This is a genomic window from Paenibacillus sp. (genome assembly GCF_048976745.1).
GTDB lineage: Bacteria > Bacillota > Bacilli > Paenibacillales > Paenibacillaceae > Paenibacillus.
The window spans coordinates 121,748-134,208 of the sequence record NZ_JBHGUU010000004.1 but is presented as its reverse complement, the minus strand read 5'-3'; the positions used below and the strand labels follow the sequence as shown (position 1 = coordinate 134,208).

The window sequence follows — 12,461 nt, the reverse complement described above, 5'->3', positions numbered from 1 at the left end:
TAATTAGTCAAAAAATTTAAACATATTTTTCCTAGTTTCTTCAGAGTGTAATGGGTACTTAATCATGTTAAAATCGGAATATTTTGTGTGTTTCGTAAAAAGGTCTGAATTCAATGCATAAGTGTCAATCTCGACTTGTATTGAGTTATAATCTAAATCATAGTAATGCTTGTAACCTAAGTGCTCTATTCTCGGGAAATTATCTTTATATTTTGCATTGTACTCTGGCTTAAAATAGTTTATTAGAGCAGCTTCAATGACATTAATCATTTGACTATGTAATACACAAGGTTGGGAACCTAATACCTTCATCATGTGAGTAGTATCCTCTTCATTACTCATCTCATAATCTTTGCTGACACCATCAAAAGTTGTGAGTAAGTTCGGAGTAAACTCTAACAGAGAAATTGCCAAATCACCTATTGGTTCATTAAACAAAAAATCTGATTGTATCTGTTGTAAGGTGCTATGCGCCAAAAGACGATCCTGAGCAGTTCTATCTCCAAAACTTCCAAAAGATTGCCCTATATATAGGATTTCGGATTCCAGTTCTTTTTCAGTACATTCTCGATATAAATTAAGTGCTCTAGCTAACCAACCTTGACCTTGACCATCAATTATCTCCATTGTTTTAGAAGATTCATTGAAGTTAATACGTAGGGTTCTATGATCAGTAACCCCTTCCAAATCAAAATCAATTCCCCTAACTTTCTCTTCATAAGCGGTCTTTACAGCCATATCTATACGAATCTTGTCCTTTGTGACCTCTAATGAATCTTTAATGTAAGTGAGTTTTGGAATCATATTAATCATATAAATATGAAACTTTTGATCAAATTTCAACTTTTTCAAATCGTGTGGATAAAACATTATGCAATGAGAAGTATAGGCGTGTAATGCAAATTCAGACATGTACTTTCTTTTGCGCTTATTAATACAACAATTTTTGTGTTTCTTCCCACTTCCACAGGGGCATAAGTCATTTCGCCTTACTCTCGCAGTACCCATATTTTTAATCCTCCCAATTCTGATTGAAAAATACACCAGCTGCCTGGCGTATTTCTCAGACTATTCAACCAGCACAATCAATTTCAGCGTTTCTGCAACGGATTTTACTCCGCGAACAATTCACCTGTCAATTAATCTTTCAGTTATATTGGGAACTTATTAATAGTTCCCCATCTAGGAAATCCACGAATGAAACGGTAGTACATTACTTTTTTCACATCTTCATCTATATAAATTTATAGCCATTTCAATTGCATCAGCCGTTTTTCGCATCCGGGCATATCTATTCATCAAGCTTCTAGCAACAATATAATCAGAATTATTAACTACTGGGAACATTTCCATCTGCACCGCCCCCATGCTCTGCACCCTTTCCTAATTGATCCCGAAGCCGATCGTTTTCGACATACAAGACTGTACATTTATGTTGCCAATAAGCAACATCGCGTTGGATCCTGGAACTAGGGGGGGGTTACTATAGGCGGTTACGAAGGAGATTTATTGTCATTCACAATGGATTGTCTGAAGATTGGCAGCGGTTAGTATGCGCCCATGAGCTTGATCGACTTCATTCAGGTTTAAGCCAATTCTGGATAGATGAACATACATTTTTCAACATGGGCAAATATGAAAGACAGGCAAATCTTTTTGCCATTAAACTTTTAACCTTCTCCACAAAACGAATTCCAGGGGAAACCCAAGAAGCCTACCTATTACGTTGTGGAGTACCGAGGCAACTGCATCATCTCGAAATGTACCTTTGCGCTTTCCAGCTGAAAGGTGTTACCATAAATAAAAATAAAACTTATGTTCGCAACTAAGGGGAATAAGTGGAAAAATTAAGTATAGAAAAACGAGGGGAAAACAAGTGGCGACTCACAGTAGACTTGTGGTTAAAAAATGACGGTAGTCGTAACCGCCCACGGAAAACAATCACTGTCGAAGATAAGGCGCTATTGAAGACAACAAAAAAGCTTAAAGATTTTTTAGATGTAAGCTGACCAAGTTTAAGCAGGAAGTCTTAGCGGCAGTTACATCGCTCCCTCTAAACTCACGTTTAAAGAATTTCACGAAAAAATGGAAAGTTCAAAACGAGAATCCATTAGACGGTATTCAACGCCCACAGATCAGTAAGGAGGATAAGAAAGCTCGAAAGGACAGAAAGAACTTTTTCGAAGAAGAGCAAGCTACAGAGGTTATCCACACATTAATCAAAAGCGATACTCGCTGAAAAATTTACTTTCTAGGAGCTATAATTGGAGGCTTCAGACGTAATTAATTGCGCTGGATGAAGACGACTGCAATTTTGTAAATAAACGATTGTGTATCGACGAAAGCATTTCACATACACAAAATGGACAGGCCGACATTACAGACCCAAAAATGAAGCATCTGACGATTATGTAGACATGCCTCAATGGTATATGGAGCAGCTAGCAGCCCATGTTAAGGCAAAGCGCAAAATACGATTTGAAGCAAAGGCCAAGGGAAATGGAAAGGCGACGATCGGAACTTCGTATTCCACTCAGGTTCGGGAAAACCATATTACCATACATCGCCATCTCAACAATGGAAAATTAGGTGTGAACGCAATGAATTCCAGAATGTGTCCCAACATGGACTGCGTCATACAAACAAAATCTACTTACTTGGTCAGGGAGCATCCATAAAAGAGATCCAGCATCTGTTGCGCTATTCTACATCACAGGTAACCACAGACACATATGCCCATGTCACCAAGAAGTTAAGCAGAAAAACAACGGCACACCTAGACGTATTCGATCCAAAAGTTCGTCCCCAAGCCGTCCCCAGAGAGGAAAATCCCACTCGTTCCCTCTAATTTCGGCAGTCCTTTTTTAAACTATAAAAAAAAAACCCCTTATGCTTATGCAGTAAGGGGTTTTCAGTTTTTTTTAGAATGCCGAGGACCGGGATCGAACCGGTACGGTAGTCACCTACCGCAGGATTTTAAGTCCTGTGCGTCTGCCAATTCCGCCACCCCGGCAGGATTATGTATTTCTTGGCGACAAGAAATATCTTACCATGAACTAATTAACTTTGCAACACTTTTTATAAAAATAATCTAACTATATAAGTTTAACTAATGATTTACACGATAACGGAGAGGACAGAAAAAACTGAAAAAGCGAAGCGTTCGCCTTTATCACCGGATTTTCCCTTGAGAAAAGGGAATCGAAAAAATCTGGGGATAACAGCGATTAGAAGGTTATTCTGTCATCGGAGTGTCAGTGTAAATAATCTTTAGTTCAACTTATATAAATGAAACAGGCACTGCAAGCATCAGCTCACAGTGCCTAGAAAGTCCGAGTTGCGGTCCCGGACTTCCGGTAAACCAATCTATATTAAGGGAGGTGTGAGATAAGAATACCTTCCCAACATTAAAGAAACCTAAAATCAGCCTTAAATTAAACTAAAAAAGTAAAATAGGTCGAACACTAGCCGCCTCTTCCTCACTGCACTCCACGATAACCAAGATATGGTTCTTTAACAGCCAATCTTCATAATACCTTGCGTCTTCTTCCGAGATGCCAGCTTCAGTCAGTGTAAGCACCAAATCATCGGTCTCACTCCCAATCTCATTGCCGGCGAGTCTGCGCACTGCTTTTCCGATTGACATTGTCTGATCCATCCGTTTCCCCAGACCAGCCAATATACCTTTTAGCGCGCCAAAGGCACCATCCGTTCCTGCACCCTTCAAAGGTTTGGGCAGACCCGTCTTCTCGCTCACCAGCTCCAGATCAAGCTGTTCCTTTGCCACCGCCCCCAAATATTTATCCTTAATGCCTTCCTCTTTGGCCTTATTCAGCATGATTATGGCCTCGTTCTCGGTACGGGCCAGCCCAATAATCAATTGTGTCATTCCGTTCCCCTCCTTTTACCCTATATAACCCCGTAATCCCTATTGAAAAACGGATAATCCATAGCTAAGTCAAATCACCTAGAACATTGTTGATTTCTCTTCTGGAAATCCATACCTAGTTCTGATAGACTAGATAAAGAAGACAAATTAACCATTGAAAACATTGACATATGGATTTATCATCTCATAATCAGGAGCAATGACTTATGAAAAAAGAGGTAGAAATTGCCATCCGGCGCAAGCAACAGATCATGGTTCGTAATACAAGCGGTCAGACGGTAACCGGATATCCCGAGCGTACCGCTGATACATCGATTCTCTCCTTACGTACGGTTCACGGAAGTCTGTGGATACCGTTTGATGAGGTTGAACATGTTACGCGTCTGTTAAGCATCCGTTCTCACCATTTAAGTGGAATGCAACTCGTATAGAAAAACCAGACGAATGAACGTCTGGTTTTTCTCTTCTTGTTACTTCACTACAAACTTCACTCGTGTTCCATCCGGATATGTACTTAACTGATTCCCTACCCATGAACCTGCACCACGATTATCCTTCGGGGTAATGTACTGGATATCCGCACCTGCACCTCCCTCAGCGCACATCGCCATGGGCCACTCGTCCCGATCCTTACCTTTTTTGACCGGAACACCCTTGAGCGATAAATCTCGATTGCCTTCGGCTCCACTGCGATCAATGGTGCATACATCCGAATACCCTGCCTTGATAGCAGCTTTAATATGATTGGCTGTTTCGGGATAGCGCTCTGAAGGAAACGTAATGGTATGGTCTACACTCTTATTAGTCCCTCCGAATGGATTAGGAATCTCCTCCGGCCATTCTCCCCCAGCCCAGGCATAGAGGGCTACGAGCAGCATGGCTACCAGTGTCAGTACCTGCTTTTTGAAACTTTGCTTACCTTTGCGTGTTCGTCTTGTGCGTCTCTTACTCATGCTGTGTCTCCCCCATTCAACACTTACATTATAACAGAACGCCCGTTCGCAAAACAATTCAATACAATAAAAAAACAGCCGAGATCACCCGGCTGTCCTGCTCGTTTGGTTATCCTACATTGGGAATGGCCTGTTGGCGCAGCAAGGGAAGTGTCACCTCAAACTGTGAACCTTTCCCTTCGGTACTCTTCACTGAAATCTGACCATTCATCAGTTCCAGCAGTTCTTTGCAGATGGTCAGACCAAGCCCGCTTCCGCCGAATCGACGCGCATGGGAGATGTCGGTCTGGGTAAAAGCATCAAACAATTGTTCGATCTGATGCGGAGGAATACCAATTCCCGTATCACGCACAGAGAATACCAATATAATGGTATCCATCAATTGTTGCCTCACATCCACCTGTAACTGCACTTGGCCCTGTTCCGTGAACTTAATCGCATTACTCAGCAGATTATCCAGTACCTGCCGAAGTCTTAGCGGATCACCGATAAGCACATCAGGAACATTCAGATCAGCATGACAGAGCAAACGTATATGTTTATTCTGTGCCGCAGGCTCATGTGTCTTCACAATCTGTTGAATCAACTTCAGAGGTTGAAACTCAATGTTTTCCACATCCATTTTGCCTCTGCCGAGTTTTGCCATATCCAGACTATTATTAATGATATTCAGGAGTGCCTCACCCGATTGATGTGCAAGATCTAGATATTCTTTCTGCTCATCGGAGATGTCACCCATACTGGCAAGTTCAATCATGCCCATGATGCCGTTAAGCGGGGTACGAAGCTCATGATTCAGCTTACCGATGAACTCCAATTGCCCTCTGCTGTTCATCTCCGCCATTGTAGTTGCAAACTTCAACTGCTGTTCGGCATACTTCCTTTCAGAAATATCGTATTGAATGCCTACAAAATACAAACACTCTCCGGATTCATTAAAGATCGGATTAATATTCAGTTCGTTCCAGAACTTTTGACCACTTTTTGTATAATTTAAGATATCAATCTTAATGGACTGTTGTTCCTTTATTGCATCACGAATCTGCATTACCGTTTCAGGGTCTGTATCCTTCCCTTGCAAAAATCGGCAATTCTGTCCGACAGACTCTTCATACGTGTATCCTGTCAGCCGGGTAAAGTGTTCGTTTACATACATGAGCGGAAGCTCAGGCAATGTTGCATCGACCACCGTCACGGAGGATTTCACTTTCGAGATGATAAATTCCCATTGTAATGAGAGTTGATTATTTTGGCTCATGCCTTCCTCCTTCATCTCACACACGTTAATGTTAATATAGTCTGTATTCGAACATTATATGGAGATACAATTCACCAGATGGTATGTGTTGATAATAAAACAATATATTTTAATTGTAACATAGTTATTCAAGTCATGTGGTTCTTGGGTAATAGTTGATAACTAACATTCCACAACAACCTAACTACACATCAGGAGGAACATACATGAAATTTCTGTTAATTATCATCATTATTATTTTGATTGTAGTCTTTTTTAGCAGACGCAAACGTTAAGATGAGATTCGTTATATAAGTAAGAAAGGAAGATGGGTATGAGAACCCTCTTTTTTATATTCATGGTACTCTGTATCATCAATCTCTGTTTCCCAAAATTCGGCTGGTATCTGCGTTATGGCTGGATCTTCCGGGGTGAAGCCGAACCCAGCAGGCCTTATATGACTATGGTCAGAACGACCAGCATGCTGATGTTGCTTATCGCATTCACACTCGCTATGGCATGAACTATAAGTATGAGAAGATGACTGCCCTGTTGGGCAGTTTTTTTGTGCTGAAATGACGGGAAAATGATAAATTTGTTTGTGGTGCAATGATGACAATGCCCGTAATATAGATATATCGTTTCGGAAAGGACATCATAGGCATGAACATCGCATTTTATCCGTACTGGGCCGCCAAAACGCTGCTCTCGCTTATTAATGTCATATATATCATGGTCATTACGACGTTTATTTACAGTCATACTGGATCGGTCCTCTCTGCTGCAATGTTCCCACTTATACAGATCATTGGACGCATAACAGCAGGTTTCACATTACCATTACTTCTGAACCGTTTCCCATTCTCCAGACTATTGATCAGCATTTCCTTAGCCAAAACATTAATCATGACCTGTATAGCCATTTCGTTGAATCACTTGATTTTACAACTGCCGATTCTATTGATCGGAGTGGCCATACTCTCCTTTTTGGACGGATGGGAATCTCCAATGCTGAATGCTTTAACGCCACGCTTGGTTCAGGGAGAAGATCTTGTGAAAACCAATAGCCTCCTCTCTTTCTCCAATCAGACTGTAACCATTGTGGGGTACGCCATGACGGGATTCGCCGTGATGAACTGGGGGCCTTCACAGACATTCTGGGCAGCTACAAGCCTGTCTTGGGCCGTTCTGATCTTTATGATTACCATGGGCTCGCTCACACGGAATGTAGAACAACTACAGAAATCTGCTTTACCACGGAATGTATTAAGGGAAGGCTGGAGTATGCTTTGGAAGAATCCATCATTACGACTACTCACGCTGATGGACATTGCTCAGGCTCTTGCGGGTTCCATCTGGATTGGAGCTGTCACACTGGCCTTTGCAAGAGAAGCCCTGGGACGAGGAGAAGGTTGGTGGGGACTCATGAACTCGAGTTACGCTGTTGGAACCATGCTTGGAGGTATTCTGGCTCTTACACTAGCCAAATGGATTCAGAAGCATCTGATCGCTAGCATGACCATGGGTTCTCTTCTCTTCAGCCTGCTGACCATCACTTATGGTCTAAACAGCCTGCCATGGCTCGCTCTGGTGTTATGCATCCTCATGGGTCCAGTTAATCAGATTCGTGATGTGGCTCAGCAGACAGCGCTTCAGAGCAGTGTGCCTGTCGCATCCCTAACCAAAGTATATGCCACACATGGCGTCCTGATTTCCACGGTTATGAGTGTATCTATAGTCATCTTTGGTCTAGCCGCTGATCAACTGGGCGTTCAATGGGTATACCTCATTGGTGGAGCCTTATTTCTCTCGTCTGCAATATGCTCATTATTACTCGGCACGGTTCACAGGAATCAGCCCAATGCTAAACACACGAAGAATATGTAAATCAAAGAGACGAGCAACACGTTGCTCGTCCCGGTCTCAATCCAATCGATAATCTGTCAGCGGCTTGCCTTGTTTATAATACAAAGTAGGTGACAATATATTGAAGAAAATATGCACATCCGGCATGTACGCTTCTTCCAAAATAGCTTGCACCGACGATGCAATCCGATTATGAATCTCTTGGTCACGTTGAAACATCAGAATCTCTATAGAAGCCGGAGAAGGTGTTAGCGCTTGTACATCATGACGCTCTGCCTTCATTCTCTCCCTTGGAATATGAGTAATTAGGGCCATCTGCTCTGTAATTTGGGGTACAACTTCCTCTAGCTGAGGACCTGTGAATCCTTTAAAGCGAATAAACGGCATTGCTATCCCTTCAATCTCTGTTAATAGTCTCTTATGTGATTTTAAGCACATTGTTTTCAGTTGTCAAATGTCATGGATGGCATATGTTGTTCTTATAAATAGGAAAAGCCCCGCTGAAGTTTCAGCGGAGCCACTGTTTGCACGTTCTATACGTGACTTACAGCCAGAAGGATTTTGTGATGATCACGAGCAGGATGAAAAGCACGAGAATTGCACTTGTAGAAGTCCATCCGCCACCAACATTACAACAACCGTATCCAACTTGACTCATTTGATTGGCCTCCTTTGAATTTCAAGGTATGCCATAACATATGCGTATTCCGCACAAGTGACCGGGCGAATTGGCAAGTTCATCTGCCCATTCATCAAGGATTCATACCCGGTCATTTAACCGGATGGAGCGATAGAGATTTTCAGTTGTTTTTGCTGTGATTCCTGAGGTGATGGGTCTGTATTTTTTCTATCCAGAAGGATTGTACGAGTACGTGTATCACTTCGGGATGCCAGAACAACCGTCTCAGCAGGTGTATATTTAGCTTTCTCCAATACAATCTCTCCAGCCTTACTGATGATGATGGATCGGTCCTTCGGACGTTCATGCAAACTGCGATGACCTGATACAATCATGGTTCCATATTCAGCCGCCAAGCGACAAGCGTCTTCAACATTCTGGTTCAGATAACCTTCAGGAAAGAACAATACATCCGCATCAGGATGTTGCTTGAGTTCGGATTCAAGCTGCAGCAAATGATGTTCCAGCCTCGGTTGTCCAATGATCATCTTCATCTCGTATCCCCCATTCATTAATAAAAGCCGGTTCATACCTGAATAAGGTACGAAACCGGCTTAAAGATGGTACGGACAGAACTCCTGCTCATCGCACTTTGCTTCAAGAGTAATTGGTTCTCATGTTATTGCACGACGACACAATTACCTTTACAGTTCAAGGATATGTAGTTAGGCATTTCTACGTTCAATACTATCATAGATAGCCTGTCCGTCATAGCTTCGATCTGCAGCGATATCTTTCACCAATAGGACACTGTTTTCATTTCCAGATAAGATACTCAGTGCCCCCAGCACCCAAGCAAGCGGATATAATGCGACGGATAACATTTTCTTCATAACTCTGTCTCCTTTATGTACTATAGAAATGATTGGTTGAATATCCCAGTAATACGATGAAGTTCAATTAAAGGTTTCAATTTCTATATAGACATTACCCATCACATCCTACATACATACAGGAGACAGGACTTCAATTGTTCCGTTCAGATCAACTCGAAACTCTGGAGCAACGCTGTTGCCTCTTCGTGATCAGGTTCCAGAGCCAATACTTTACGGGTATATGACAGGGTTTCTTCTTCCAGTTCAAGTTCATAACAGCACACAGCCAAATCGTATAAGACGGCTGGATTATGGTTACTCGGATCTGCAACCAATGATATCTCCAGAAACCGTTTCGCATCCTCATACATATACATCTCATATAAAAGCTGCCCTGCCAGAAATGCGAGTCCCCCTTGGTGCTCCATCACATAGTAGGTCGACCACATCGTATGAATTCCAGACTGAATATCGAGCATTTCCTCATCACTTGCATCAGGAAGAAGACTGGAAATGTGCGTTGCACTGTGGATCAAGAACTCGGCATCATACCCGCCCAAACGCCAAAACGGTAAAATATGCTTCAACTCCATACTTTCTATCCGTTGGTCTACCCATTGTTTCATACTGAAAAAGTCATCCGGTCCAAAACGTTCAACAAATCGATGGTAGGCGAGACGTGTGTTCACATAACTGAGGGGTTCGTCCACCATCAACATGCACCCAACATTCAGATCTTTATAATGATGTGTTGTGAATCGTGTGTAGGCACCCTGTTGTTCCAAGACATACTGAATGGCATGGTAGTTGGCTGTTAAAGAAAAACTTCCGTGCAGAACGAATTCAGGTGGCTCTGCGAACTTCCAGTTATCCAGTCGATGATCCCCTTTATCAGCGGTAATCAACACATAACCTGACTGTGACAACTTGTTCAACCGTTCGAGACAGGACAAGCCAATTGCCGGGAACAGGATGTGGGAATCCTCCAGCTCCGCCTTGTACAACGTGATCAGTTCCGAATACGGATAGTTATCTGCACTGTATTCAGGCGCCCTGCGATACTCGTAACTCAACATCATGTTTTTCAACATCTCAGCAGGATCAAGATCAAGACGACGATCCGGAGACTGAACAAGCAGATCACACTCATATATCTCGCCATCCCCAATGTAGATTAATTCCTGCGGGATGCTGTCAAAAAAGTAATTGGCAATCAACAACAACGGTTGTTTCAGATCACCAGGCCGAATAACCGTGCCTGCGACGGCCAGATTCAATTCCGTATCCGATACAGCATCAAAACGTGCAAAATCCACTATTCCTTGTTGAATAAAGGATTGCATGGAAGGATGCTCTTTCCAACCCAGCACATTCTCCGCAACCAGATCCGTCATCACATATCTGAAAGGCGGTAACTGTATTCCAGCAAATTCCTTTAACTCGATCAGTTTCAGGAGAACTTGATGTGCCAAACGCCCTACACCCGCTCCTAATTCAAGAATGGTTACGGTCTCCGTGATCTTTCCCTTGTTCGAGAGGTCCTGAAGAAACCCAAAGATCATCTCTGCATAAGCCGTGGCAATCATCGGATTACTGGTAATATATTGAGGGACTTGATTCTCAGTCCAAGCCTGTAACCCCTTCTGTTCATAATAAGCTCTCTGCCAATCCCAGACCGGAGCTTCACTGTAACGAAAACGTTGACTTTCATTTGACGTCATTAAAATGGAAACCTGCTTTCTATCACTAATTTCTTCGAATACCATTCAATCTCTGTAATGTATTATATCATAGAACCCTGTCTACTCCATGAAGCTCAGTCTTCCCCTTCAACAAGAAAAAAACCTGCTTTTGAGGGCAGGTCCGTGAGGCCTTTCATTTACAAAGACTATTGATCTAGTTCACTCAGTCAAGGACGCTCAACATTAGTCGGAATACACGGCTCCGTCAAAGTTCTCAGGGCCTACACGGATCGTTCCGAGCAAGTTGGAGCTAATAAATGCAGTGTACGTCAATTGAGGCGTGATAGGTGGATTGAAGTCATCCGCAGAGAACGTAATAATCTGAGGTGCAAGGACACTCAAGCTAAACGTAGACGTTGCAGAATAGATGACAGGGTCCGTAGCCAAAGTCCCCCTAACAATTGTGATGGTTACACCAACGAGTGCCAAAGGAAGTTGTACGGCTACCGTTCCTTTGAATTGTACCCGTGGGTTTGCCCCTGCTCCTTCTGTTTGCAGACCAATCTGACCAAATAATTGTGGTGTGTTAATAACCAGGATTGGTATTGCGATAGAGTTAGCCAAACTCGCATTCTGAGATGTTCTTGCATCAAGAAATTGACTCATGAAATCTACCTCCTATTGGTTGGGATAAGGTAGTATATGCGAGATTTTAGATATGGCATGGACATACATCGTGATTCGAAAAAAAAGGTATTTTAGAAAGACACCATTAGTCAGATACCTTTACTCCAGAACTCACATACAGATAGAAAAAACCCCTTGCACTAGGCAAGGGGTTTAAGAGTATGGGCCCTACAGGACTCGAACCTGTGACCAATCGGTTATGAGCCGACCGCTCTAACCAACTGAGCTAAGGGCCCTAGACATAATGTATAACGTGCAGATGATGGCTGTGGATCATCCAGGAAAAACTAAATTGCGGGGGCAGGATTTGAACCTGCGGCCTTCGGGTTATGAGCCCGACGAGCTACCGGGCTGCTCCACCCCGCGTCAGTAAGAAATATTAAAACAGCGACTTAATTAATATACACCATTCTATCCCAATAAGTCAAGGGGTAATGTCAGGGAATAAAACGTACACCGTAACGTCCTTTGCGTGATCGATAAACTTCCACTTCCGCCGGTTCATTATGACCGTAAATCCATCCGTCCTGCTCCATACGTTTAGCCAGACATCCTGCCTGAAATTTGGTTGCATACAACTTGCTGAAATATACCCAGTGCATACCGCTCGTCCTTTCCGGAGTCGTCATTTATTCCTGCTTTTTGTAGAATAC

Annotated in this window: 15 protein-coding genes, 3 tRNA genes and 1 pseudogene; 5 read left to right on the top strand and 14 right to left on the bottom strand. The window is 42.7% G+C overall.

Features of this window, described 5'->3' with window-relative positions:
- Window positions 1-3 precede the first annotated feature (3 nt).
- Window positions 4-1,008, bottom strand: a complete 1,005-nt coding sequence (locus ACE3K2_RS01535; protein ID WP_421885890.1) for a YecA family protein — start codon at window positions 1,006-1,008, stop codon at window positions 4-6.
- A gap of 452 nt (window positions 1,009-1,460) precedes the next feature.
- Here ACE3K2_RS01535 and ACE3K2_RS01530 point away from each other — a divergent pair, with 452 nt between their 5' ends.
- Both ACE3K2_RS01530 and ACE3K2_RS01525 read left to right on the top strand, forming a co-directional pair.
- A complete protein-coding gene (locus ACE3K2_RS01530) occupies window positions 1,461-1,829 on the top strand; it encodes an ImmA/IrrE family metallo-endopeptidase (RefSeq protein ID WP_421886851.1) in 369 nt (122 codons plus the stop codon).
- A gap of 686 nt (window positions 1,830-2,515) precedes the next feature.
- Window positions 2,516-2,848 (top strand): annotated as a pseudogene (locus ACE3K2_RS01525) (tyrosine-type recombinase/integrase); the annotation flags it as partial.
- A gap of 79 nt (window positions 2,849-2,927) precedes the next feature.
- On the opposite strand, the gene ACE3K2_RS01520 reads toward ACE3K2_RS01525, so the two are convergent.
- Both ACE3K2_RS01520 and ACE3K2_RS01515 read right to left on the bottom strand, forming a co-directional pair.
- Window positions 2,928-3,013: transfer RNA gene (locus ACE3K2_RS01520), tRNA-Leu, on the bottom strand.
- A 426-nt stretch (window positions 3,014-3,439) separates the two neighbouring features.
- The gene (locus ACE3K2_RS01515; protein WP_421885887.1) at window positions 3,440-3,889 is read right to left on the bottom strand and encodes a hypothetical protein; all 450 of its coding nucleotides are present in this window, start codon (window positions 3,887-3,889) and stop codon (window positions 3,440-3,442) included.
- 206 nt (window positions 3,890-4,095) lie between these two features.
- Between ACE3K2_RS01515 and ACE3K2_RS01510 the strand changes: the two genes are divergently transcribed.
- Window positions 4,096-4,320 (top strand): hypothetical protein, encoded by a 225-nt coding sequence (locus tag ACE3K2_RS01510; RefSeq protein ID WP_339256381.1) that lies wholly within the window; start codon window positions 4,096-4,098, stop codon window positions 4,318-4,320.
- 39 nt (window positions 4,321-4,359) lie between these two features.
- Here ACE3K2_RS01510 and ACE3K2_RS01505 read toward each other — a convergent pair whose 3' ends face one another.
- Both ACE3K2_RS01505 and ACE3K2_RS01500 read right to left on the bottom strand, forming a co-directional pair.
- Complete coding sequence (locus ACE3K2_RS01505) at window positions 4,360-4,842, bottom strand: DNA-entry nuclease (protein ID WP_421885884.1); 483 nt, start codon at window positions 4,840-4,842, stop codon at window positions 4,360-4,362.
- 109 nt (window positions 4,843-4,951) lie between these two features.
- Complete coding sequence (locus ACE3K2_RS01500; protein WP_421885881.1) at window positions 4,952-6,100, bottom strand: ATP-binding protein; 1,149 nt, start codon at window positions 6,098-6,100, stop codon at window positions 4,952-4,954.
- Window positions 6,101-6,413: 313 nt separating this feature from the next.
- Here ACE3K2_RS01500 and ACE3K2_RS01495 point away from each other — a divergent pair, with 313 nt between their 5' ends.
- Together ACE3K2_RS01495 and ACE3K2_RS01490 are read left to right on the top strand one after the other, a co-directional pair.
- Window positions 6,414-6,602, top strand: a complete 189-nt coding sequence (locus ACE3K2_RS01495) for a hypothetical protein (protein WP_421885879.1) — start codon at window positions 6,414-6,416, stop codon at window positions 6,600-6,602.
- Window positions 6,603-6,742: 140 nt separating this feature from the next.
- Window positions 6,743-7,966 carry an MFS transporter gene (locus ACE3K2_RS01490; protein ID WP_421885876.1) on the top strand — a complete coding sequence of 408 codons (1,224 nt, stop codon included), beginning with the start codon at window positions 6,743-6,745 and terminating at the stop codon, window positions 7,964-7,966.
- Between the two features lie 36 nt (window positions 7,967-8,002).
- Here the strand turns inward: ACE3K2_RS01490 and ACE3K2_RS01485 are convergent, their stop codons facing one another.
- From ACE3K2_RS01485 to ACE3K2_RS01445, 9 genes are all read right to left on the bottom strand, one after another.
- Window positions 8,003-8,332, bottom strand: a complete 330-nt coding sequence (locus ACE3K2_RS01485) for a DUF1904 family protein (protein ID WP_133385522.1) — start codon at window positions 8,330-8,332, stop codon at window positions 8,003-8,005.
- Window positions 8,333-8,489: 157 nt separating this feature from the next.
- On the bottom strand, window positions 8,490-8,603 hold the full coding sequence (locus tag ACE3K2_RS01480) for a YjcZ family sporulation protein (protein ID WP_105410301.1): 114 nt from the start codon (window positions 8,601-8,603) through the stop codon (window positions 8,490-8,492).
- A gap of 116 nt (window positions 8,604-8,719) precedes the next feature.
- Window positions 8,720-9,118 (bottom strand): hypothetical protein, encoded by a 399-nt coding sequence (locus tag ACE3K2_RS01475; protein ID WP_421885872.1) that lies wholly within the window; start codon window positions 9,116-9,118, stop codon window positions 8,720-8,722.
- Window positions 9,119-9,289: 171 nt separating this feature from the next.
- The gene (locus tag ACE3K2_RS01470; RefSeq protein ID WP_421885870.1) at window positions 9,290-9,457 is read right to left on the bottom strand and encodes a hypothetical protein; all 168 of its coding nucleotides are present in this window, start codon (window positions 9,455-9,457) and stop codon (window positions 9,290-9,292) included.
- A gap of 146 nt (window positions 9,458-9,603) precedes the next feature.
- Window positions 9,604-11,160, bottom strand: coding sequence for a tetratricopeptide repeat protein (locus tag ACE3K2_RS01465; RefSeq protein ID WP_421885867.1), 1,557 nt, complete (start codon window positions 11,158-11,160; stop codon window positions 9,604-9,606).
- A gap of 204 nt (window positions 11,161-11,364) precedes the next feature.
- Window positions 11,365-11,787, bottom strand: a complete 423-nt coding sequence (locus tag ACE3K2_RS01460) for a hypothetical protein (RefSeq protein WP_421885864.1) — start codon at window positions 11,785-11,787, stop codon at window positions 11,365-11,367.
- A gap of 183 nt (window positions 11,788-11,970) precedes the next feature.
- Window positions 11,971-12,044: transfer RNA gene (locus tag ACE3K2_RS01455), tRNA-Ile, on the bottom strand.
- A 56-nt stretch (window positions 12,045-12,100) separates the two neighbouring features.
- A tRNA-Met gene (locus tag ACE3K2_RS01450) sits at window positions 12,101-12,174 on the bottom strand.
- Between the two features lie 71 nt (window positions 12,175-12,245).
- The gene (locus ACE3K2_RS01445) at window positions 12,246-12,437 is read right to left on the bottom strand and encodes a hypothetical protein (protein WP_047843730.1); all 192 of its coding nucleotides are present in this window, start codon (window positions 12,435-12,437) and stop codon (window positions 12,246-12,248) included.
- Window positions 12,438-12,461 lie beyond the last annotated feature (24 nt).